This is a genomic window from Phyllobacterium sp. GQ127, from assembly GCF_059758635.1.
The window spans coordinates 1,091,314-1,112,743 of the sequence record NZ_JCAXDZ010000001.1 but is presented as its reverse complement, the minus strand read 5'-3'; the positions used below and the strand labels follow the sequence as shown (position 1 = coordinate 1,112,743).

21 protein-coding genes are annotated in these 21,430 nt (G+C 52.4%); 6 read left to right on the top strand and 15 right to left on the bottom strand.

Annotated features, from left to right (window positions below; translation table 11 throughout):
• Positions 1-215 precede the first annotated feature (215 nt).
• Positions 216-476 carry a hypothetical protein gene (locus AC6CHM_RS05725; protein WP_115052645.1) on the bottom strand — a complete coding sequence of 87 codons (261 nt, stop codon included), beginning with the start codon at positions 474-476 and terminating at the stop codon, positions 216-218.
• Positions 477-613: 137 nt separating this feature from the next.
• Between AC6CHM_RS05725 and AC6CHM_RS05720 the strand changes: the two genes are divergently transcribed.
• Positions 614-1,522 (top strand): LysR family transcriptional regulator, encoded by a 909-nt coding sequence (locus AC6CHM_RS05720; protein ID WP_115052646.1) that lies wholly within the window; start codon positions 614-616, stop codon positions 1,520-1,522.
• On the opposite strand, the gene AC6CHM_RS05715 is transcribed toward AC6CHM_RS05720, so the two are convergent.
• From AC6CHM_RS05715 to AC6CHM_RS05675, 9 genes are all read right to left on the bottom strand, one after another.
• Complete coding sequence (locus AC6CHM_RS05715; protein WP_498172334.1) at positions 1,512-2,234, bottom strand: copper homeostasis protein CutC; 723 nt, start codon at positions 2,232-2,234, stop codon at positions 1,512-1,514. The genes AC6CHM_RS05720 and AC6CHM_RS05715 overlap by 11 nt on opposite strands.
• On the bottom strand, positions 2,231-3,145 hold the full coding sequence (locus AC6CHM_RS05710; protein ID WP_115052648.1) for an ROK family protein: 915 nt from the start codon (positions 3,143-3,145) through the stop codon (positions 2,231-2,233). Before AC6CHM_RS05710 ends, AC6CHM_RS05715 begins: the two co-directional genes overlap by 4 nt.
• A gap of 66 nt (positions 3,146-3,211) precedes the next feature.
• Positions 3,212-5,239: an ASKHA domain-containing protein gene (locus AC6CHM_RS05705; protein WP_354344525.1), complete on the bottom strand. Its 2,028-nt coding sequence runs from the start codon at positions 5,237-5,239 to the stop codon at positions 3,212-3,214.
• A gap of 141 nt (positions 5,240-5,380) precedes the next feature.
• Positions 5,381-6,343 (bottom strand): methyltetrahydrofolate cobalamin methyltransferase, encoded by a 963-nt coding sequence (locus AC6CHM_RS05700; RefSeq protein ID WP_115052650.1) that lies wholly within the window; start codon positions 6,341-6,343, stop codon positions 5,381-5,383.
• A gap of 10 nt (positions 6,344-6,353) precedes the next feature.
• A complete protein-coding gene (locus AC6CHM_RS05695; protein ID WP_498172332.1) occupies positions 6,354-7,226 on the bottom strand; it encodes a methylenetetrahydrofolate reductase in 873 nt (290 codons plus the stop codon).
• A 16-nt stretch (positions 7,227-7,242) separates the two neighbouring features.
• A complete protein-coding gene (locus tag AC6CHM_RS05690; RefSeq protein ID WP_115052651.1) occupies positions 7,243-7,545 on the bottom strand; it encodes a virulence factor in 303 nt (100 codons plus the stop codon).
• 119 nt (positions 7,546-7,664) lie between these two features.
• The gene (locus AC6CHM_RS05685) at positions 7,665-8,336 is read right to left on the bottom strand and encodes an exopolysaccharide biosynthesis protein (protein WP_498172330.1); all 672 of its coding nucleotides are present in this window, start codon (positions 8,334-8,336) and stop codon (positions 7,665-7,667) included.
• A 68-nt stretch (positions 8,337-8,404) separates the two neighbouring features.
• The gene (locus AC6CHM_RS05680; protein ID WP_307285970.1) at positions 8,405-8,980 is read right to left on the bottom strand and encodes a DUF4893 domain-containing protein; all 576 of its coding nucleotides are present in this window, start codon (positions 8,978-8,980) and stop codon (positions 8,405-8,407) included.
• 69 nt (positions 8,981-9,049) lie between these two features.
• Positions 9,050-9,673 carry a DUF1638 domain-containing protein gene (locus AC6CHM_RS05675; RefSeq protein WP_354344033.1) on the bottom strand — a complete coding sequence of 208 codons (624 nt, stop codon included), beginning with the start codon at positions 9,671-9,673 and terminating at the stop codon, positions 9,050-9,052.
• A gap of 68 nt (positions 9,674-9,741) precedes the next feature.
• Between AC6CHM_RS05675 and AC6CHM_RS05670 the strand changes: the two genes are divergently transcribed.
• The gene (locus AC6CHM_RS05670) at positions 9,742-9,897 is read left to right on the top strand and encodes an entericidin domain-containing protein (protein ID WP_115052654.1); all 156 of its coding nucleotides are present in this window, start codon (positions 9,742-9,744) and stop codon (positions 9,895-9,897) included.
• Between the two features lie 75 nt (positions 9,898-9,972).
• On the opposite strand, the gene AC6CHM_RS05665 is transcribed toward AC6CHM_RS05670, so the two are convergent.
• A complete protein-coding gene (locus tag AC6CHM_RS05665) occupies positions 9,973-10,671 on the bottom strand; it encodes a corrinoid protein (protein ID WP_336439836.1) in 699 nt (232 codons plus the stop codon).
• Between the two features lie 245 nt (positions 10,672-10,916).
• On the opposite strand from AC6CHM_RS05665, the gene AC6CHM_RS05660 reads away from it, so the two are divergent.
• The gene (locus tag AC6CHM_RS05660; protein ID WP_498172328.1) at positions 10,917-12,506 is read left to right on the top strand and encodes a trimethylamine methyltransferase family protein; all 1,590 of its coding nucleotides are present in this window, start codon (positions 10,917-10,919) and stop codon (positions 12,504-12,506) included.
• Between the two features lie 164 nt (positions 12,507-12,670).
• Positions 12,671-13,270: a hypothetical protein gene (locus tag AC6CHM_RS05655; protein WP_354344028.1), complete on the top strand. Its 600-nt coding sequence runs from the start codon at positions 12,671-12,673 to the stop codon at positions 13,268-13,270.
• 3 nt (positions 13,271-13,273) lie between these two features.
• On the opposite strand, the gene bmt is transcribed toward AC6CHM_RS05655, so the two are convergent.
• Together bmt and AC6CHM_RS05645 are read right to left on the bottom strand one after the other, a co-directional pair.
• Complete coding sequence (gene bmt, locus AC6CHM_RS05650) at positions 13,274-14,287, bottom strand: betaine--homocysteine S-methyltransferase (protein ID WP_498172326.1); 1,014 nt, start codon at positions 14,285-14,287, stop codon at positions 13,274-13,276.
• A gap of 90 nt (positions 14,288-14,377) precedes the next feature.
• Complete coding sequence (locus AC6CHM_RS05645) at positions 14,378-15,214, bottom strand: helix-turn-helix domain-containing protein (protein ID WP_336439838.1); 837 nt, start codon at positions 15,212-15,214, stop codon at positions 14,378-14,380.
• Positions 15,215-15,331: 117 nt separating this feature from the next.
• Here AC6CHM_RS05645 and AC6CHM_RS05640 point away from each other — a divergent pair, with 117 nt between their 5' ends.
• Together AC6CHM_RS05640 and AC6CHM_RS05635 are read left to right on the top strand one after the other, a co-directional pair.
• The gene (locus AC6CHM_RS05640) at positions 15,332-16,357 is read left to right on the top strand and encodes a fatty acid desaturase (protein ID WP_498172325.1); all 1,026 of its coding nucleotides are present in this window, start codon (positions 15,332-15,334) and stop codon (positions 16,355-16,357) included.
• A 9-nt stretch (positions 16,358-16,366) separates the two neighbouring features.
• A complete protein-coding gene (locus AC6CHM_RS05635; protein WP_115052661.1) occupies positions 16,367-17,134 on the top strand; it encodes a PhnD/SsuA/transferrin family substrate-binding protein in 768 nt (255 codons plus the stop codon).
• Here AC6CHM_RS05635 and AC6CHM_RS05630 read toward each other — a convergent pair.
• The gene (locus AC6CHM_RS05630; protein ID WP_498172324.1) at positions 17,111-19,687 is read right to left on the bottom strand and encodes a GcvT family protein; all 2,577 of its coding nucleotides are present in this window, start codon (positions 19,685-19,687) and stop codon (positions 17,111-17,113) included. The two genes, AC6CHM_RS05635 and AC6CHM_RS05630, sit on opposite strands and share 24 nt — an antisense overlap.
• A 59-nt stretch (positions 19,688-19,746) precedes the next feature.
• Positions 19,747-21,327: a trimethylamine methyltransferase family protein gene (locus AC6CHM_RS05625; RefSeq protein WP_498172323.1), complete on the bottom strand. Its 1,581-nt coding sequence runs from the start codon at positions 21,325-21,327 to the stop codon at positions 19,747-19,749.
• Between the last annotated feature and the right edge of the window lie 103 nt (positions 21,328-21,430).

Sequence of the window (21,430 nt, the reverse complement as noted above, 5' to 3'; positions counted from 1 at the left end):
GACCTATGTTCCCGTATCTGGCTTTAAGGCCATGTCGCACCTGAACCAGCATGTTCCGGCGGCGGGCGTGGTCTTTAGAGCTTTTTTTCAGATACAACCATAGAACTATTCTAAATGGAAGGGCTTGGCCCTGTGTCGCAAAAGCGCAGGTGTAACTAATATTAAAGGGAGCAGATAGTTCGTTATCTGCTCCCTTTTTTGAATTGGCCTCGCATTTAATTTGGCCGGCGTTTCATTTCATTGCATTCCTGCACCTGACGCTCGTACAGATCAGGCCAGCCAATATCTTGCCGAATACCTTCGGGCAGTGAATCAAGTGCACTTTCCGTAGCGTGAAATCTGCGGTTGCGAATAACGGAATCGCGTGCATTCAAAACAGCTCGCGCCAAGCCGTGTACGTGCTCGTTAATGGAAGCTGCAATACGCTCGGAAAATCCAATCTCGCCCTTATTATAGCCTTCGTCACAAATACTCATCTTCGTTCTCCTTTTTGAAAAGAAAGGTGCTTCATGCTTACCTTTCGATACACTTGACTATCGGCGCTAATTGATGTTCAATCAAACGAAATTAGAGAATGGTATAATTAAGAAAAATTGATCTGTGAGGATGTGACATGTCAGCACCAATGCATCACCCGATTCCGATCCTGGATCTGGACGTATTGCGCACATTTGCAATGATTGCCGAAACTGGCAGCTTTTCCAGCGCTGCCAATGCAGTCTTCCGCACCCCTTCCGCAGTTTCGATGCAAATCAAGAAGCTGGAAGAGGTGCTCGGTCATGTTCTGTTGGAACGTGACGCACGATCAGTAAAGCTGACCCCAAGTGGCGAGATATTGCTGGGTTATGCCAAGCGCATGCTCTCACTGAACCGCGAAACAGTTGCAAAATTTATTGCTCCGACAGTTTCTGGTGTTGTGCGGCTGGGAGCACCGGACGATGTAGGAGAAAGGGTGCTCCCGTTTGTCTTAAAGAGGTTTGCTGAGTCGCACCCGGATGTAACAGTCGACGTGGTTATCGATCAGAGCAACAACCTACGGAAGCGCCTTGATGAGCAGCGTCTCGACGTGACCTTGGTCAATGTCAATGAGACATTGGCGAAGCATGATGAAATTGAAGTTCTCATGACTGAAAAGATTATCTGGGCCGGAGCCAAGTGCGGTAATGCCCACGAACGCAGTCCACTGCCGTTGTCGATGTGGGAGGAGGGCTGCATCTGGCGTGCCAACGCCATTGAGGCATTGGAGAGCATGGGCCGCGATTATCGCGTCGCTTATATGAGCGCACATACGATGGGCCAGCGCGCAGCCATCGTTGCCGATTTAGCGGTCGCACCATTCTCGAAGTTTCTTCTGGATGACAATATGGTTCAACTTGGACCAGAGCACGGATTACCCGAGCTTGGTGAATCAAAGCTTGGTATGCTCGTCACCAAGAATGCCGGTGCCCACATTAAAGCAGTAGCTCAACATCTTCGCGTCTATTTCGAAGGGTATGAACGTACTGGCAAACTTACCTGCTGAGGCAATAGTTTTTCAAAGCTCTAACGAGATCCGGGCAAGTCTGCTTTTGCGAGGCGGTTTCAAAACCAAGCCGCCTTGCCGATTCACTGACAATGGGCCGGGAAACCGCGCAAGATGAATGTATTTCTGCAAAGGGAATGCGATCAAGGAGCATCTCGGCATTGTCGATGTTGACGCCCGATCCGGGCATGATTTTTATCCGTCCGTCAGCAAGCTCAAACGTTTTCTGCAGATCATCAACACCTTCGCGAGAAGTTGGCGCGCGTCCGGAGGTGAGGATTCTTTCAAATCCGAGATCGACTGCCATATTAATGGCATCTTCAAGGTCTGGCACGAGGTCAAATGCACGATGCAACGTAACACCCAGTCCGCTGCATTGCCGGATTAGCCGTCCAAGCGTCTTGTGATCCAACTCGCCGCTGATCAGGTTTGCGCCAAAAACAACACCTGAAAGACCGCTCGCACGAATAACATCGATTTCGCGAAGCATTGCATCGACATCAGTTTCGTTGAAAACGAAGTTTCCTGGACGGGGCCGGATCATCGCGTAGATAGGTATTGATGATGCAGCAGCTTGACCGATCAGGCCGGGAGTTGGCGTCAAGCCACCGAGCTCGAGTGCGGAACAGAGTTCCACGCGGTCAGCGCCACCCTTTATTGCCGCTGCCAACCCTTCAGGACTATCCACGCAAACTTCAAGTAAAACAGTCATTTAGGCAGTTCCATCAATCCTAGAACTCCAGCGCCGATCAAGCCGGGTTCAATCTTAAGTTCTGCCGGAATTACCAGCGGCCTGTCAGTTCGTCTTAAGATACGGCGGCGAACTGCTTCGTCCAGTTTGCCGATCAGGGAGCGGGAATTAGCGAGTCCTCCGCCAACTGGTACAATAGAGGCTCCGACTATGTTGAGTGTCATTGCTAATGGTGCGCTTACAATATCAACATAAACGTCAATCGTTCGAGCGGCTGCCTCGTCACCAGCATCCCAAGCTGCAATAATCTCTGTGCTGGCAAGCGAAACACCGTGAATATGTGCATGGAGCCGTTCCATGCCGCGAGCCGCTCCTACTGCATCAACGCAGCCAATCTGACCGCAACCGCACGCATAACGAGGTATGGCAATGGGCGGGTTGCCTGCAAGTGTCGCCGAAACAGGACCATGGCCCCATTCGCCTGCAAAACCTCCAGTCCCCTCGTGAATTTTGCCGTTTATAACCAGGCCACCGCCAACGCCTGTTCCCAGAATGATGCCGAAGACAACCCGATGATTGCGTCCAGCACCGACGACAGCTTCGGACAATGCAAAACAGTCAGCATCGTTTGCCACAAGCACTGGCCGTTTCAGTTTCTCACTAAGGTCCGCAACCAACCGGCGGCCATTTATACATGGGATATTGGCACAAGTGATCACGCCAGTGTCAGAGTCGACAACTCCCGCGATTGATATAGATATCAGACTTGTCGGAGCCACGCCGCCATCAGCTGCAATTTTTTCTATTGCCATGGCAAATAGATCGAAGTCGTGCAGGGGAGTAGCAACCTTGGACAAAGGGCGAATATCTTCTGGCGAATAGGCTATCGCACCCTTGATGGCTGAGCCACCAATATCAAAACACGCTATCATAGGTGGTAAGTTCCGGAATCACTCATATGAGGTTGTTTGATAGCGGAAATTACGAAAGTAACAAAGCTAATCACGTGATCGGCGGGCAGCGCGATCCTCACGTGAACGGCGACGCGGCGTGGCGTCACCTGCAATGCCATCCTCGCTGACATTTTTGCGTGGAGGCAAGGTAACGGCTTTGGACAGTTTTGGGAAAGGATCGACCTTATTAGGCATCGCCATTGCATAAACGAAATGTTCTTGGAACTTCGGTTCAAGAGCAGTTTCAATTTTCTCGATGCGAGTAACAGTGTCCTCGATTTCGCGGCGATAGTTACGGTTTAGCAGAGCCATGCGTGCGCCGGTACCCGCCGCGTTACCCACGGCTTGAACCTTGTCCAAATCGCAATCAGGGATCAGACCGAGAACCATGGCGTATTTCGGATCGATAAACGAGCCAAAGGCGCCGGCAAACCGTATTTGATCGACGTGATCAATGCCCAACTTGTCCATCAGCAACTTGACCCCGGCATAAAGTGCCGCTTTTGCCAGCTGAATGGCTCGGACATCTGTCTGGGTAATGGTAATTGTCGGCATACCTTCATGCAAAAGGTAGGAAAACGTGCGGCCAGTCGCCATAACGCGTGGTGATTTGGCAGCAAGGCTACCGTCGATCACGCCATCTTCGGAAATTATTCCAGACAGATACATCTCCGCAACGACTTCAATAATGGCCGAGCCGCAAATGCCGGTAATACCGCTTGCCGCCACAGCGTCATCAAAGCCCGGCTCGTCGGACCATTGTTCTGTGCCGATCACCCGGAAGCGAGGCTCCAGAGTTACAGGATCTATGCGAACCCTCTCAATGGCGCCGGGTGCTGCACGCTGACCACCAGAAATTTCTGCACCTTCAAAGGCCGGACCAGTCGGCGATGAGGCGGCAACTGTACGATGACGATTTCCCAGAACGATCTCGGCATTGGTGCCAACGTCAACCAGCAACATCATCTCTTCTTGGCGATGCGGGCCCTCCGCCAGAGTGGCGGCTGCAGCATCAGCGCCAACGTGCCCAGCGATACATGGCAGCATGTAAACACGGGTTCCGGGATTCATCGGAAGGCCAATGTCAGATGATTTGAGATGCACAGCGCCTGAAACCGCCAGCGCAAATGGCGCTCCACCTAGCTCTGTCGGATCAATGCCGAGGAAAAGATGGTGCATGATCGGATTACCGACGAAAACTGCATCGAGAATATCTTCGCGGGCAACTCCGCCTTCGGCGCAGACCCTGTCGATCAGTTCATTTATCGCCCCACGAACGGCGGTGGTCATGCCTTCGCGTCCGTCCGGATTCATCATGACATATGAGACGCGGCTCATCAGGTCTTCGCCGAAGCGGATTTGCGGATTGGACGTGCCCGCCGATGCGATGGTACGAACTGAAAGAAGCGACGACAGATGCATGGCAATCGTCGTGGAGCCTATATCACAAGCAATGCCATAGGCTTCATTCTTGAGGCCAGGCCACAAGCCGATCATGGTTGGGCGGGATGTCTCTTCATCATGGTGGATAGCGGCAGTGACGCCCCATTCGCCCTTGCGAAGTATCTTCTGAACATCGGCGAGAAGATAGGTGTCGACGTCTATATTGTGAAAGCCCCATTCCTTTTCGAGCGCAGCCTTCAGTCGGTCTAGATCGCCAAGCGGTTTGTGCATGTCGGGCTCTTCAACCTCGACATAGCACATGCGGATAGCGGGATTACGCTCGATCACGCGTGTGTCGACGTCTTTGCGTACGACCTGTGCATTGACTTGAACGTCTTGCGGAACGTCGACAACAAGATCGCCAAGGATTGTCGCCGAACAGGACAGGCGCCTGCCTTGTTTCAGGTCCCGCTTTTCCGCGTATCGTTGCTCTTTGGCGCCAAATTCCGAAATATGATCGTTGGAGGAGGTAATGCCATGTTTGGCAAAGCGGCCCTCCTGTACTTCGACCTGACAACGGCCGCAAATACCGCGACCGCCACAAACACTTTCGACATATACGCCGAGAGTACGTGCTGCATCGAGGATAGGAGTGCCAACTGCAAAGCGACCACGCTTTCCTGAAGGCATGAAAAGCACGAGTGCTTCTCTGGCGGAGCTTTCAGGTGTTTTAACGGGTGCGTTCAAGATCGGTACTCCAAAACTCATTAGGTGGAGGGCAGGGTGTAGCCTCCACCTATCTATGCCGGGCCGAGCGTCTGACGCAAACGGCTAGCTTGCGACGCCGCGTCGCGCATCTCGTCCACCACGGCGACGACCGCCACCGGATGAATCGGCAGGGACAGAAATTCCTGCTGTTGCACCTGCCGCTGCTGGCTGATGGTCACGGTATTTTTTGATCCAATAGGTGCAATTGGCATCAGTGCCGTTGAGAACATTGGCAGCGTGCACCGCTTCCATCTCCTGTGGGCGGCAGGGATTCATAATGGCCGACGTCATCCCAGCGCCGATGACCATTGGAATGAAACCGGCATTGATGCCATGACGATGCGGTAAACCGAACGAAATGTTTGACAGGCCGCAAGTGGTATTTACCTTGAGTTCTTCCCGCAGGCGGCGAAGCAGGGCAAATACCTGACGTCCCGCATCGCCGAGGGCTCCGATGGGCATGACCAGCGGATCGACAACAATGTCGTGGGCGGGAATGCCGAAATCAGCGGCACGTTGAACGATCTTCTTGGCAACCGCAAAGCGAACGTCCGGATCCATGGAAATGCCGGTCTCGTCGTTCGAGATGGCAACGACCGGGACATTATATTTCTTTATAAGCGGAAGAATTGCTTCTAGTTTTTCCTCTTCACCGGTTACTGAATTCACCAATGGACGACCTTTGGCAACACGCAGTGCAGCTTCGATAGCTGCCGTAACCGAACTGTCTATGGAAAGCGGCACGTCAACCAGATTCTGTACGATCTCAAGTGTCTTGACCAGAAGATCAGGCTCCGTAGCATTCGGATCCACCGCTGTTACCCCGGCATTCACATCCAACATGGTTGCGCCAGCGGCCACCTGTTCCAGTGCATCCCTGATGACAGTATCGAAGTTTCCAGCCACCATCTCTGCGGCAAGCTTCTTGCGCCCGGTAGGGTTGATCCGCTCGCCGATTACGCAAAAAGGCTGATCGAAACCTATGATGATCTCTCTGGTTGCCGAGGCAACGATCGTACGGGTCATGCAGAAATCCTTAATTGGCCGCTGAGTTGACTGCTAGGTAGGGTGTAGCGTTCAAGTTCCATGAACCACGATCAACCAGCCATTCGGATGATTTCTTCAGGCCACCAAACGGAAACACGTGTATCTGCTTGATCGCGGATGCCGGATTGGCAATCGCGTGCTGCTCGATTGGGCCAACTACACCCTCCGGAGAATGGCTTGTCGCGAGCGCAGTTAGCGAAAGCGCATTCTTCTTCAAGAAGCTGATTGAATTACCTACACCACACATTGCAGCATATTTAATCAGCGTTGTGATTTTTGCGGGGCCTGCGACGCCCAGATGGACTGGCAAATCCACGCCATGCTCGCGCAGCGATTCCGAATAACGGATAAAGCGATCAGCATCAAAACCGAACTGGGTGACTACCCGAATACGAGCACCGGTGCGTTCACCGAAATTCTTCTTGAGGCGAAGCGCCTCCAAAGCAACAGCTTCGGAAAACTCAGGGCTTCCTTCCGGATGACCGGCAACACCCATTTCCGTAATGCCATATTTATCAAAAAAACCGGTTTCAAGAACCTGCATCGTGGAAGAAAATTCACCGGCCTGACGCTCAAGACCACCGCCAATGACGAGGACATCTGTGACGCCAGCTTCCTGCGCAGCGCGTTGAATGCGGGTTTCCAAGGCAGCTTTTGTCGAAAGGCGACGCGAAGCGAAATGTGGAACAGGCTTATATCCAAGATCATGAATGCGCTTTGCAGCCGCTGTGAGCGTATCAATGCTATCGCTGCCCATGTCAGTGATATAAACACGCGTACCGGCCGGAAAAAGGCCCGGAAGATCTTGGGATTCGATAGCCTGGCGCGCTGCGACTTCGATTGATGCTGCGATTTTTGTCATTGGCTTCGCTCTCAACTCATGAATTGTCATGTCCACCTGCCTTTACAAGCGCCACAAGGCGTTCCCGGTCATAATCATTGTCAATACGGGCGAGGGCCGTATCAGCCTCAGTTTCAAGATCGTCACTGACAGGCACCGGCGTGCCGCGACGCCATTCGGCCAGATAAGCGTCAGAATCTTTGGCACCTATGCGCATCGCGCACATGTCGATAGCTTCAGTAAAACGAATGGGGAGTTCACGCTTTGCTGCCTGGCGGCCTTTTTTGACGGTCACTTGGGCGGGTATATCCCGCCAATAAACGACAATGAGATCAGCCATGCAAAAGGTCCTCCGACAACGTTCCTTGTGCCGGAAAATATTGGGCTAAGCTAGCTATCTCACGACGCACGGGCACTCAAATGCGACGTACCGTGGTGCTATTTTTGCGACAACTTATTTTAGAAGGGCCAAAAACTTGCTGCATAGGTAATAACGCTGGCAGCGATGAAGGCAAAACCAGCGACAATCGCAATTGAGACAACACCTATTGTAAGCCCTGCAAACAATAGTCGCCCATCGCGTTCACATAAGGCAATTCCGATAATTGCAGTTGCGAGCGCTGGGAGCCAGTTTGAAAGCGGCATCGGCAATACGACTGACATGCCGAGAATGGTAGTAAAAGCACCGAGCAAGCGGTCGCCTTGTTTCCGGCCGAACGGCCAGTTGCGCGGCTTTATAAAGCGCTCCAGCCATTGGAGTCTGGGCACGATCTTGTCGGAAACCTGCCTGAAACGTTCAGGCGAAATTGACTTTGTGCGCAGAAAAGAGGGCAGCCAAACGGAATCCCGTCCCATGACCATTTGAACCGACACAAGCACAAGGGGGATACCTGTGATTATTCCAGTGCCAGGGGGCAGTGGCAGCAGGTTCAAGATGGCAAAGAACGTCAACAGCGCAGCAAAACTGCGATCTGTAAATGCGTCCTCCAGTTCGGTGAATGAAACAGGAGCGGTAACGGAAAGAGATAAATCCTTGAAAACCTGAGAGAGAGGCCGCGGATCGTTGTCCGCTTGCATCTCTTCTATGTGGTCCTCAGGACTTGGTTTATGGTTTGCTTGAGTAGCAGTCATGTTCTCGTCTTGCTTGTGCTTTCGACGCATATGGCGTGAGCTTGGTGACATTGCAATGACGAAAGGGCTTAACGTTTTAATTCCAGAACATCCAAAATTGACTCGAGCGCTGGTGAGGGAAACTCAATCCGGAACGAGTTCGTTGACATTCGGTAGGCATAACCTACCTCGTCAGTATCAGCGCCAGAACCATATTTTTTCGGCTTTTCACCAGCAATAAAGCCACTTCCCAAATAGATCAGCCTTGTGTCACTATCAGTGAAGAAGCGACCTTTGGTACGCTGCGATCCGCTTATCTTTTCCAGCATCCAACCGGATCCATCATCGGTGACACGACATTTGAACCAGCTGTAAATTACCAGCGGCGTGGTTTTCCCAAGCTTTATTGTGCGGCATTGCCAGTTGCCGGTCATGTCAAAATTCTCACCAAATCCGAGAGTGGGCGCGGCAAGAATATCGTTGAGTTTGGCTATATCTGCCGGTTCTCCGCCTTTTCTTGCTTCGCTCAACGCCTGCGCTTTGGTTGTTTCATGCGAGGCGAGACGAACTTTGTCTGAAGCCGTGATGATTTTGTTGATGGTCCCATCCGCAAAAGCAGAATGTGCGATGCAGATCAGAAGAACTGTCAAAATGGGAAATCGCATGGAAAATTCCTGTTGGAATCAGAAAACAAAGAGAAATTAAACTCGCTGACATTGGAAGAGGCAAGCCGTTCAGTGACCGGCTGCCGCCTTCAGCGCAGGTACCAGGTCGCCATAGCCGGTAAGCCGACGCTCGTAAGCCAATCCCAAGAACTCTGCGGCTTTTTCAGCTTTTACGCTCAGTTCCGGATTGTCTGTTTGTGCCATATAGACCATCTTCTTGTAGTTGCCGAAATAGATGTCCCGCAATTCCGGATGGCGATCCAATCCCAAGGGTTTGACCATGAAGGCATCAAAATGGCGGGCAAGAAAATCTGTCATGAAAAATGATGTCATGTCATCATCCCATTGTGCGGCAAAGAGGTCGTTACCCGCATAGAATGAAAAGCAGTGAGGGCCAGCAATCCGTTCCACACCGTGCTTTTCGCAGACCTGATCCAGCAAACCGCCCGTTCCGCAGTCAGCATAACCGATGAAGATGTTTGTTATACCTTCGGCCTTGGCTTTTTGAATGGCTTGATCAACAGATGGCGCTATTTTGTCAGGGTAGTGATGATACTCCGCCGGCAGGCATATCAACTGTAAATGATCGAGGCAAAACTGTTCGCGAATGGCAAGCACTTCGCGTGCAATCATTCCGCAAGCAATGACCCGTACAGGCTCCGGTTGAATTGTGTGGTTTCGGCTAACATTCATGGAACCGATGTTGCTCCATCGCGTTATGCGAACGTTGGATTTAATTTATCAGAACGGGAGACATTTCCATGAAACTATCACACTTTGCTCCGATTGCAGCTATTCTTGCTGTAGTTACACTAGCGGGCTGCGCAAATACCATTCGGGGCGTGGGTGCCGATGCCGCAAATACTGTAAATGCAACTCAGAACGCAGGCCACCGCGTTGCAAATTCTGCTCAATAATTAAAGCGCCAATATGGCGCTTTCTCCCATTTTACTGAGAACGAGCGGCTGCATTATCATGCGGCCGTTTCGTAATCATGCGCCCGACATCTGATTATGTTTGCGCTTCATGTAGGATTTTGCAGTTTCAACGGCAACCGCCGCATCGCGGCAATAGGCATCCGCGCCGACTGCTTTGCCGAACTCTTCATTAAGCGGTGCACCGCCGACGAGTACCACATAGTCGTCCCGAATGCCTTTTTCCTTCATCGTGTCGATGACGACCTTCATATACGGCATTGTCGTGGTCAAAAGCGCCGACATGCCAAGGATATCGGGTTTGTGCTCTTCAATGGCCGCCAGATAATTTTCAACGGGATTATTGATGCCGAGGTCAATCACATCAAACCCTGCGCCTTCCATCATCATGCCAACGAGATTCTTGCCAATGTCATGAATGTCACCCTTAACAGTGCCAATTACCAGCTTGCCCTGCTTGGGCGCGCCGGTTGCAGCAAGGAGAGGGCGGAGGATGAACATGCCTGCTTTCATCGCATTGGCTGACAGCAAAACTTCCGGCACGAAGAGGATACCATCGCGGAAATCTTCGCCGACGATACGCATTCCCTCCACCAGCGCTTCAGTCAGGACCCTATAGGGCACCCAACCGCGTTCAAGCAGAATGTTTGTGCCTTCTTCGATCTCTTCCTTGAGGCCGTCATACAGATCATCGTGCATTTGCTCGACGAGTTCTTCGTCTGAAAGCTCCGAAAGAATGATTTCATCGTCGGCCATTTCTATGCTTCCTTTCGCGCCTCATGCAGATGTGAACAAGGGTTCTGGCGTTTCTCTATCATATCGGGCAAGTTGCTGAAAACACATTGCTTAAATGCGACCTCGTAAATGACGAAAACGACTGTTGGTTGTCTCCGATGCGCCACCGGGTGCCGCACACGGAAACGCTCTTGCAGGCTATGCGGTTAGGATTTGGTCTGTTGAAGGAAAAGCCTGCGCTCACGAAGCGCTGAGGAGATAAGAAAATGAGTGAGGATACGTCAGTTGATGCTTCCGCTGAGGCGGAAACAGGCGGTGGTGTTCGCCGCGGTCGTGGCGCAGGGGCTGGAGCTGCCGCGCGCCGTGCCGCACGGTCTGGTGGCGGGCCTGGAAAATCACTGACTTATATTACCCGCAAGATAAATACCTATGAGGTACTGGACGAGGAAGGCTTGGCGATTATCGAAGCCAATGCTGACACAGTGCTGGAAGAGATCGGTATTGAGTTTCGCGATGACGCAGAGGCCCTCGCACTGTGGAAAGAGGCTGGCGCTGATGTCAAAGGCGAGCGGGTCCATTTTCCAAAAGGTTTGCCACGCTCACTTTTGAAAACAGCGCCTTCAGTTTATACGCAAAATGCGCGCAATCCGGAGCGGTCGGTCCAGATTGGTGGGAAAGCGACAGTTTTTGCCCCTGTATACGGTCCCCCTTTCGTTCGCGACCTCGACGGCAATCGTCGCTATGCGACCATTGCCGACTTTCAGAGTTTCGTGAAGCTCGCCTATATGGCCCCCTCGATCCATCACTCGGGCGGTACCGTCTGTGAGCCGGTGGATGTGCCTGTAAACAAGCGCCATCTTGATATGATCTATGCTCATATCAAATATTCCGACAAACCATTTATGGGATCTGTCACTGCACCCGAGCGGGCTGAAGATACAATTTCCATGTGCAAACTTGTGTTTGGTGATGATTATCTTGACCAGAACACAGTGCTGACCAGCCTTATCAACGCAAATTCACCGATGGTTTTCGATGAGACGATGTTGGGCGCATTGAAAGTATATGCACGCAACAATCAGGCCTGCATCGTCACGCCATTCATTCTTGCGGGCGCAATGAGCCCGGTTACCGTGGCTGGGACGTTGACGCAGGTTCTGGCCGAGGTTCTGGCGGGGGCGTCGTTTACTCAGTTGATTCGTCCAGGCGCTCCGGTCATTTTCGGTACTTTTGCTTCATCTATCTCCATGCAATCGGGAGCACCGACATTTGGCACTCCTGAGCCATCGCTTGTGTCATACGGCGCTGCGCAACTTGCACGCCGGCTCGGATTGCCGTTCCGCACGGGTGGTTCGCTTTGCGCATCAAAGGTTTCCGATGCTCAGGCGGCCTATGAAAGTGCAAACACTTTGAATTCGACGCTGCTGGCGGGTACAAACTTTGTGCTGCACGCCGCTGGTTGGCTCGAAGGCGGATTAGTATCCTCTTACGAGAAGTTTATGATGGATATTGACCAGCTCGGCATGGCCCAGAAAATCGCCGAAGGCGTCGATCTTTCCGAAAACGGCCAAGCTATGGATGCCATCAGGCAGGTTGGGCCCGGCAGTCACTATCTGGGCTGCGACCATACACAGGCCAATTTCCAAACAGCCTTTTATCGTTCGAACATTGCTGACAACAATTCCTATGAGCAATGGCTTGCTGAGGGAGAAAAGCGTGCCGACCAGCGCGCCAACGAACTTGCCCGCCGTTGGCTGGAGACTTACGAGGCGCCGTATCTTGATCCGGCAATCGATGAATCGCTCAAAGAGTTTATTGCCAAGAAAAAGGCATCGATGCCCGACGCATTCACCTGAAAGAAGCCCGAAGACGGCCGGGCTAAAGTGGCCGATTTTATCCATAAAGACGTCTGGGCCTCGGCAGTGAAGGGGTAGGTTGTCTGGCAATGACTGCTGACATGAAGTTGGATTGGATTGCTGCGGAACTAAGGCCTTTTGGCCTTGTTCCGCGCGGTAGTTTTATGTTTGATGCAAAGACACCGGCGCCGAGCCTTGGTGAACATACCGATTTCAAAAGTGCGGTAATGATCGGGCATTTCGGCTCGACCATATGGCCGCACTTCGGTCAATGGCGGCAGTCGCAGTCAAATATGGCTGATCCGCTGGATAGTTGGTCAAAGGAAATACTAAACAAAGTCGCCACGCGTGTGGGGGCCTTTGCCGTTTTCCCTTCCGACCAGCCGTATCAGCCATTCCAGGAGTGGGCAAAGCGCACTGAAGGGCTTTCCGCTTCTCCGCTCGGGTTGCTGATTCATCCCCAATATGGACTGTGGCAGGCGTTTAGAGGTGCGTTACTGTTTGATAGCGCTCTCGAGCCTTCGCAACTGTCTCCAACCATTCATCCATGTGATGTCTGTTTGAATAAACCGTGTCTATCAGCCTGTCCTGTTCAAGCTTTTGACGGGATCGGCTTTGCGGTGGATCGCTGCCGGGACCACCTTTGGACTGACGGTTTCGAATGCATGGATAGAGGATGCAAAGCGAGGCTGGCATGCCCCGTTGGACGGGAACACGTATATGTATCCGATCAGCAGCGCTTTCACATGGCCGCGTTTGCGTAGGCTCTAACCGCGCCGCCCACGACGCTCGCGTTTGGGGGTGTTGTCGGCATGGGCAGCGAGCTTGTTGCGCATCGGCCCTATGACTTCAACAATTTCTTCCACCGTTGGCCGTGGTCCATGTGTATGGCTATCGAGCGCTTTGCGCATGGCTGCCAGATGTTCGAATGACGTACCGCAGCACCCACCGATGATTTTCGCACCGCCGTTAATTGCCATATGGGCATAGTCGGACATGAGTTCAGGTGTGCCGGAATAATAAATCTCGGCGCCGCGAAATTCCGGAATGCCGCAATTTCCCTTGATTACAATAGTGGCTGACGGATCGGCCTCGCTCATATCGAGCAGGGATGCCAATATATCCGAGGCACCGACGCCGCAATTGGCGCCAACCGCGACTGGACGTTCTGCCAAACCGTCTACTACGCCATGAATTTCCTTGGGTGGCAGGCCCATCATAGTCTTGCCGGCCGTATCAAAGGAGCCCGTATAGACATAAGGAAGACCGACTTTGACTGCTGCCTCCGCTGCTGCGCGAATTTCACCGGGCGCAGACATTGTCTCGATCCAGGCAACATCGACGCCACCAGCCTTCAAGCCTTCCAATTGTTCTGTGAACGCAGCAACCGCATCTTCTTCGGTGAGAGCGCCAAGCGGAACCAGCAACTCACCTGTAGGGCCTACTGAGCCTGCAACAATAACTTTCCGATTTGCCTTGTCGGCAACGCCTCGAGCCAATTCGGCCGCTGCCTTATTCAACGCGAAAACGCGATCTTGAGCATGGTGTAGTTTAAGGCGGTGCCGTGTGCCGCCAAACGAGTTGGTCAAGATAATATCGGCACCCGCGTCCACGAAGCCCTGGTGCAATGCGGTTATTTTTTCAGGTTGCGCTTCGTTCCAAAGCTCCGGTGCTTCACCTGCTTCAAGACCTGCAGCAAAAAGATTGGTGCCGGTAGCACCGTCAGCCAATAGCACACCCTTTTCAGCAATCAGTTCGGCAAGCGGGTTCGCACGGTTCATCGAAGTTGTCCTTTAATTGTATGATATGCTGATATAAAGAAATCTTTATATGTGGTCAATTCCCATATGCGACAAGGCCCGACGCTGTGGCTATTTTATTGTCAAGGACGAAACATAGCCGGCGACTTCGTGCGCGTTGACCTTCGCTACGCGTATCAGACCGTCAAAGTGACGCTGCATCGTCAATACAGATTCCGTTGTGTTGAGGACGAGGTACATACCGCCAACGAACAGGGCGACTCTGTAAGGTCCAAAAACCGTGTAAGGCACGGAAAATTTCTCGCGCCCATCGAACAGATAGAGACGGAAGGAGGGGTAAAGTTCTTCCAGCAACGACGACATATGTCCAAGTTGCTCAGCGCGAACGTCCTTGGTCAATTCGCTCCAGATTCCGTTCCCGGACGCAAAATCATTCAAAGTTTGAAACGGCATGCAGACTTCCATGTCTGTACCGGGTTGGCGGTTATAATCGAGACGAAAGGCCGTTTCGATCATTTGCGCCGCCGGATCGCGATGAACCATAGATGTTTCATAGGCGATGACGGCAGGGGTACGCAGCAAATCCGGAATACGCGCTGGCACATAGCGAATCTTGCTACCGGTTGCTTCAGCATGCCAGCGGACCAGAAGAGTGCGCTCGAAATTATCCGGCCCTTCCTCAATCTCCATGCTTGGGCGTAGCTCGCCGGTAATCCCTTCATCTTGACTAAGGCCCAGCAGCCAATCCAGGGAAACCGAATGTCGCTCAGCAATATTGAGCAAGGTTTCAACCCTGGGGAGCCGCGTTGACTGGCCAGATAAGAGCTGTGACAGCGCAGAACGGTCAATTCCAACCGATTGAGCGAATGCCGATTGATTCTCGCCGCTACGATTGAGAAGGCTTTTTATCCGCGTTTGAAACAGGCGCGAAAGATCTCGCTTATCCATCTGGTCATCGCTATTTGTTTATAATGTACAACAAATGCATTATTTGGTGCGCAAAATCAACACCTAGTCACAATTGTATCATTGCTGACAGTTCCTGACAGTGAGACCATGAAAAACATGGAATCAGAACGACATACCTCTCATTCATCCGCAAATCACAAACGGCACCGTATTGAATGGCCGACTATTGGTTTGATGGTGTTGTGTTACGGGCTTTGGATTTTTGCAGGGCTTTATCTTTATCCCTCAATGCCGATTTTGGCGCTTTTGCTGATGGCCCTAGCAGTCGCGTTTCATTCGTCACTGCAACACGAAGCCTTGCACGGTCATCCAACACGCAATGGGACAATTAACGAGCTGCTCGTCTCCGTACCACTTGGAATGTTCTACCCGTTCAGGCGCTATAAGCACCTGCATCTCAAACACCATGCTGATGAGCGCTTGACCGACCCTTATGATGACCCGGAAAGCTATTTTCGCGCGCTGGGTGATTGGAACAAACTGCCAAAGCCTTTGAAAATCTTGCTGAACTGGAACAATACGCTTGTCGGCCGGGTTATAATTGGCCCTGCATTAATGGTTGCCGGGTTCCTTATAAGCGAGTTCAAGCTCGTCTCTGGAGGGGAACGTAAGACACGCAATGCATGGGTTTTGCACTTGCTTGGTCTCACTCCCATGCTTCTTGTCGTCTGGGCTTTGTTTGATATTCCCCTCTGGATTTATACGCTCACCGCGGCTTATTGGGGATTATCAATCATCGCCATCCGTACCTATTGCGAACATCAATGGTCAGAGCGCCCTGATGGGCGGACGATAATTGTCGAGAAATCTCCATTGGCGCTGCTTTTTCTCAATAATAATCTGCATTTTGTTCATCATAAGCGCCCCACCGCACCTTGGTATGATCTGCCGCAAATCTATGATGAACAACGAGATGAATGGCAGCGGATGAATGGCGGCTACGTATTTCGTAACTATTTTGAAATTCTGCGCGCCTATGCATTCCGCAAGAAGCAAGAGGTTGTCCATCCCGTGCTAAGACGTGAGCCTGCGACAGCACGGGCTTTTCGTCCCCGGCGTCATGGCATCAGTATGCAGGGCGGTTCAACTTTACCTATTCCCGCAGAGCCACCGAAAGATTAAGTATAGCGCATGACTTTGGTGGCGGCTTTGCCGATGTATGATTGGCCGGAACGACGCGTGGAAGTGGATGCGCAATGGTCCCTCCTGCGTGACATTCTTCGCGCAGAAGGCTTTGATGCACCGGATCACCTGACAAGACGCAACGCCGACCTGCCTGCGGTTCCCGGGAGCATTAGAGATGCTGCAGGCAATATTATCGCCCCAGACCCGGCGACGTTGCCGCCAGATGAACTCGATCTTCCCACGCTTTGGCGTCATCCCGCTCTTTTATTCGCGCAGACCTGTTGGGGACCGATGGAGCTCGGGCTGCAACCACATGTCCGGCTTGTGGGACAGGACGACTACTCCGGCACAGAAGGCGGCAAGGAAGCGTTTTATTCCAGTCCGATTGTAATGAGGCGCGGTGAGGGTGTTGCCATAGCTGCTCCCCCCGACGGAAAGCCCCATCTGCCTTTGGATACAATCAGGCAAAAACGTCTCGCGTTTAACAGCCCCGATTCCATGTCTGGATATCTTTCTCTGAAGCGCGACCTTGAGGCTTTGGGCGAGACACTAGGTCTCTTCATTAGTCATTCCGAAACGGGTGGGCACCGGAAATCTATTAAGGCCGTAGCAACCGGTCGTGCGGACGTTGCTGCCATAGATTGCAAATCATGGGAGTTGGCCCAGCGCTATGACGAGGCGGCCAGTGCTCTTGTCGTTGTTGGCTGGACAGGCAGGCGCAAAGGCCTGCCTTTCATTTCATCGCGGGAATTACCCGCGCATCTTTTCACCTGATGGGTCGAATGGTGGCTCGATATTGATCCGGGCGGCTCTCCGGCGTCCAAGGATTTCCACTTCGAACAAGCCCTGGTCCTCATTTGCAGCAAGTTCTGCAGGCACATATCCCTGTGCCATGGAATGCCCTACATAGTGGGCATAGCCGCCGGATGTTACCCAGCCAACCACACGCCATTCGCCTTGCACGGCACCAATGTCTCCAGCATTGGCGACAACTGCACCTTCCTTATTGAAGCGCGGAGCACCGACGCCATGGCTGGCCTGAACGACACCGTAATCCTTGGAGACTTTTGCCCAAATGGGTTCATCCCCCATGACATCTGCTGCATCATCACTTGATGGTACATCAATGATAAGCGAGACACGGCGTAACTTCGTGCTGGTACCAGCATCGAAGTCTGCTTTTTCTCGCATTGCCATTTCCCTGCCAATGAAATCATTCTTGGAGAGCTTGACGAAGCGATCCATTGAACCCTCATAGGGACCGTAGATCGGCCGCAGTTCGCGATACCATGTTGGGAAATTCTTTTCGAGCCGCATGGAGAGCAGGGCGCGCATACCGAAATCGACAATATCATATTCAGCGCCAGCATCCTTGATCGCCTTGTAGACCAGCCTTTGATAGGCTGGTTCCATCCATATTTCGTAGCCAAGGTCGCCCGTATAGGAAATGCGGTTTACCCTGCATGGCGCGCCCCCAACGGCCATCTCCCGATAATCCATAAAGCGAAACGCAGCATTGGACACATCTTCATCAACAAGTTTGGCGAGAACATCGCGTGCTTTCGGCCCTGCAATCGACAAGCCGACCAATGTTTGATCAAAACGATGAATAGTAACGGAACCGTCTTTTGGCTGCTGCTTTTGGAACCAGCGCATGTGATAACGCTGTGCCGCTGATGAACCCCATATAACAAAGCGCTCGTCATCTGCCTTTGCAATCGTAAAGTCGCCGATAAGCTTGCCTTCGTGATTGAGCATCGGTGTCAGGACAAGGCGTCCCTTTTTCGGCATTGTGTTGGTCATCAACCGGGAAAGAAAGGCTTCCGCTCCGATGCCTGTAACCTCGTACTTAGCGAAGTTGGCAATTTCGGTAACGCCTACACGCTCACGCGTTGCCCGCACCTCTTGGCCAATATGCTCGAAATCGTTGGAGCGGTGGTAGGAAACGATGTCCTTCGCTTCTGTGTCTTTGGGTGCAAACCAGAGCGGTGTTTCCAGACCCCAGGAATCACCCATCACGGCATTTTGCGAGAGCATCGTTTCATAGAGCGGTGTGGTTTGTTGAGGCCGCGCGGCTGGTAGCTCTTCGTTGGGAAATCGTATGGAAAAACGGCGAGAATAATTCTCGCGAACCTTGGCGTTGGTATAGCGCAAGGTTGCCCATTCACCGAAGCGAGCGACATCCATACCCCAAACATCAAATCCGGGCTCGCCATGCACCATCCAGTTGGAGAGTGCCAGACCAACGCCACCGCCCTGACTGAAACCGGCCATGACAGCGCATGCGGTCCAATAATTGGTCAGTCCAGGGACAGGCCCCACCAGGGGATTGCCGTCTGGTGCAAAAGTGAACGGCCCATTGATAATTTGTTTTATTCCAGCCTTTTCAATGCCTGGAAAATGCTTGAACCCGACTTCCAAGGAAGGAGCGATACGATCAATATCCGGCGCAAGCAGTTCGTGACCAAAATCCCAAGGCGTATTGACCGGGGACCATGGCTTCGCGGCCTTTTCATAGGTGCCAAGCAGAATGCCATTGCGTTCCTGCCGCGTATAGATTTCACCTTTGAAATCCATTACGCCAATGAGTTCGCGACCGGTACTCTGGTTGAATTCCATGACCTCCGGAACATCTTCGGTCAGGAGATACATATGTTCCATGGCGAGAACGGGCAGTTCCAGTCCGACCATACGCCCCACTTCACGGGCCCAAAGACCGCCGCAATTAACGACATGTTCGGCTTTCACCGTTCCTTGCTCGGTAATCACATTCCATGTGCCATCAACCTCCTGCGTTAATTCGATGACGCGATTACGCAGCGATATTTCAGCTCCGAGTTTGCGTGCAGCCTTGGCATAGGCGTGTGTTGTTCCAGATGGATCAAGATGACCCTCGACCGGATCCCACATGGCGCCGACAAAGTTGCTTTCGTCCATTAACGGGAACATGGCTTTGGCTTCGGACGGTGTGATCAGTTCGGTATCCATGCCAAGGTAGCGTCCTCGTGCATGCGCTAGCCGCAAAAAGTCCATGCGTTCCGGGCTGTCGGCCATCATGACGCCGCCGGTTAAATGCAAGCCGCATGATTGACCGGAAAGCTCTTCAATTTCCTTGTAAAGGCTGACCGTATAAGCCTGCAGCTTGGCTACATTTGGATCGCCATTAAGTGTGTGAAAGCCGCCGGCAGCATGCCATGAGGAACCCGATGTCAACTCTGAGCGCTCGATCAGCAAGACATCAGTCCAGCCAGCACGAGCAAGATGGTAAAGGACTGAACATCCGACAACGCCGCCGCCGATGACAACTGCTTTAACGTGCGATTTCATGCAATTAAGCCTCTTGGGTATAAATATGATTCAAGATGTTGAGAAACTGAGTCAGCCAATTAGAAGTCGGTTGGAGCGCCGCCTTCAGACTTTCGTTTGGCTACGAAAGCATCGATTTCTTCTTCGATAGCCGGGTTGATCGTAGGTTTGACATAGGTTGCGAGCCGCTCTTTCCAGACCCGGTTTGCGCGCTCGATCGCTGTGGGGGATCCAGCTTCCTGCCAACTCTCGTAATTGCGCCAATCAGAGATGATTGGAGCATAGAAGGCTGTTTTGTAGCGCGATTGCGTGTGCGCCGTGCCAAAGAAATGTCCGCCGGGTCCAACATCGCGCATAGCTTCGACGCCAAGCGCATCGTCAGACAGATCAAGCGGGGTCAGAAATTCCGCCACCATTTGCAAGAGGTCGAAATCCAGGATCATTTTTTCGTAGGAGCAGCACAACCCGCCCTCGAGCCAGCCTGCTGAATGCAGCATGAAATTCGCGCCGCCTTGAATGGCTCCCCAAAGCGAAAAAACCGACTCATAGGCTGCCTGTGCATCGACCGTATTGGCCGCGCAAACATTGGAGGTGCGATAAGGAATGCCGTAGCGGCGGGCCAGTTGGCCGCCGACCATCTGCGCTTTCATGTATTCAGGTGTACCGAAGGCAGGAGCTCCGGATTTCATATCGACATTGGAGGTAAATCCTCCATAGCCGACAGGAGCGCCCTTCTTGACCATTTGAGTGAAAGAAATTCCCGCTAATGCTTCTGCATTTTGCTGCACCAATGCGCCGGCAATGGTAACCGGAGCCATTGCTCCGGCAAGTGTGAACGGTGTTACAATAACGATCTGACCGTTACCAGACATCTGGATAATGCCTTCCATCATCGGGATATCCAGTTTAAGCGGGGAGTTGGTATTGATAATCGTGTAGCAGGAGGCTTCCTCCTGTAATTGTTCACGGCTGATGCCACGAGCGATCCGTGCAATCTCTATTCCGTCTTCATTGCGTTCCTTACCGAGCGAATAAATATGGAATGGTTTATCTGTGAGCGTCGCAAGATCGCGGATGCATTCCAGGTGTCGCACAGACGGATGGATATCAATGGGTTCGACCGGATAACCACCCGTCGCATTGATGATATTATGCATCTGCGCCAGTTTGAGGAAATTGCGGAAATCCGCTTGATTGCCCGAGCGCCTGCCATTGTCTGTATCAGAACAATTTGGTGCTGAACCCATTTGTGCAAAAATAAGGTTATTGCCGCCAAAACGGACATTATGCGCCGGATTGCGCGCGTGAAGTGTGAATTCGGATGGCGCCTGTCCCACATATTCAAGGATCATATCCTTGTCGAAATGGACGCGTGCAGTGCCGGGGCGCACGTCAGCACCGGCCTTCTTCATGATTTCCCGGGCACCATCATGCAGAACGTCAACGCCAATCTCTTGCAAGACTCTCAGCGAAGCATTGTGTATCGATTCCAGCTCATCATCGGAGACCACTTTGGTCGGTGTCAGAGGAATTCTAAGCTGACGAGGGGGCGGCTGGTCGAAAGCGCCGCTTTCAATGCTGCGTGGGCGGGATCGGCCTCCGCGTCTACCATGATCTCGCGATGAACCAGTGTTTTCGATTTCAATCGCAGGTTCGCTCATAATGCATGCCCTCTATGACACCCTTGAAGGGCGATAGGATCACTATCGCCAGAGGTGAAAAAAGGATGCGTGGCGTGAGCGACTCCTTGGGCAAAGTAAACGA

What these genes read in the sequence shown, in the direction of transcription:
- AC6CHM_RS05725 (WP_115052645.1), bottom strand. Translation starts at nt 476, where the DNA reads ATGAGTATTTGTGACGAAGGCTATAATAAGGGCGAGATTGGATTTTCC.
- AC6CHM_RS05720 (WP_115052646.1), top strand. Translation starts at nt 614, where the DNA reads ATGTCAGCACCAATGCATCACCCGATTCCGATCCTGGATCTGGACGTA.
- AC6CHM_RS05715 (WP_498172334.1), bottom strand. Translation starts at nt 2,234, where the DNA reads ATGACTGTTTTACTTGAAGTTTGCGTGGATAGTCCTGAAGGGTTGGCA.
- AC6CHM_RS05710 (WP_115052648.1), bottom strand. Translation starts at nt 3,145, where the DNA reads ATGATAGCGTGTTTTGATATTGGTGGCTCAGCCATCAAGGGTGCGATA.
- AC6CHM_RS05705 (WP_354344525.1), bottom strand. Translation starts at nt 5,239, where the DNA reads ATGCCTTCAGGAAAGCGTGGTCGCTTTGCAGTTGGCACTCCTATCCTC.
- AC6CHM_RS05700 (WP_115052650.1), bottom strand. Translation starts at nt 6,343, where the DNA reads ATGACCCGTACGATCGTTGCCTCGGCAACCAGAGAGATCATCATAGGT.
- AC6CHM_RS05695 (WP_498172332.1), bottom strand. Translation starts at nt 7,226, where the DNA reads ATGACAAAAATCGCAGCATCAATCGAAGTCGCAGCGCGCCAGGCTATC.
- AC6CHM_RS05690 (WP_115052651.1), bottom strand. Translation starts at nt 7,545, where the DNA reads ATGGCTGATCTCATTGTCGTTTATTGGCGGGATATACCCGCCCAAGTG.
- AC6CHM_RS05685 (WP_498172330.1), bottom strand. Translation starts at nt 8,336, where the DNA reads ATGACTGCTACTCAAGCAAACCATAAACCAAGTCCTGAGGACCACATA.
- AC6CHM_RS05680 (WP_307285970.1), bottom strand. Translation starts at nt 8,980, where the DNA reads ATGCGATTTCCCATTTTGACAGTTCTTCTGATCTGCATCGCACATTCT.
- AC6CHM_RS05675 (WP_354344033.1), bottom strand. Translation starts at nt 9,673, where the DNA reads ATGAATGTTAGCCGAAACCACACAATTCAACCGGAGCCTGTACGGGTC.
- AC6CHM_RS05670 (WP_115052654.1), top strand. Translation starts at nt 9,742, where the DNA reads ATGAAACTATCACACTTTGCTCCGATTGCAGCTATTCTTGCTGTAGTT.
- AC6CHM_RS05665 (WP_336439836.1), bottom strand. Translation starts at nt 10,671, where the DNA reads ATGGCCGACGATGAAATCATTCTTTCGGAGCTTTCAGACGAAGAACTC.
- AC6CHM_RS05660 (WP_498172328.1), top strand. Translation starts at nt 10,917, where the DNA reads ATGAGTGAGGATACGTCAGTTGATGCTTCCGCTGAGGCGGAAACAGGC.
- AC6CHM_RS05655 (WP_354344028.1), top strand. Translation starts at nt 12,671, where the DNA reads ATGTTTGATGCAAAGACACCGGCGCCGAGCCTTGGTGAACATACCGAT.
- bmt (WP_498172326.1), bottom strand. Translation starts at nt 14,287, where the DNA reads ATGAACCGTGCGAACCCGCTTGCCGAACTGATTGCTGAAAAGGGTGTG.
- AC6CHM_RS05645 (WP_336439838.1), bottom strand. Translation starts at nt 15,214, where the DNA reads ATGGATAAGCGAGATCTTTCGCGCCTGTTTCAAACGCGGATAAAAAGC.
- AC6CHM_RS05640 (WP_498172325.1), top strand. Translation starts at nt 15,332, where the DNA reads ATGGAATCAGAACGACATACCTCTCATTCATCCGCAAATCACAAACGG.
- AC6CHM_RS05635 (WP_115052661.1), top strand. Translation starts at nt 16,367, where the DNA reads ATGACTTTGGTGGCGGCTTTGCCGATGTATGATTGGCCGGAACGACGC.
- AC6CHM_RS05630 (WP_498172324.1), bottom strand. Translation starts at nt 19,687, where the DNA reads ATGAAATCGCACGTTAAAGCAGTTGTCATCGGCGGCGGCGTTGTCGGA.
- AC6CHM_RS05625 (WP_498172323.1), bottom strand. Translation starts at nt 21,327, where the DNA reads ATGAGCGAACCTGCGATTGAAATCGAAAACACTGGTTCATCGCGAGAT.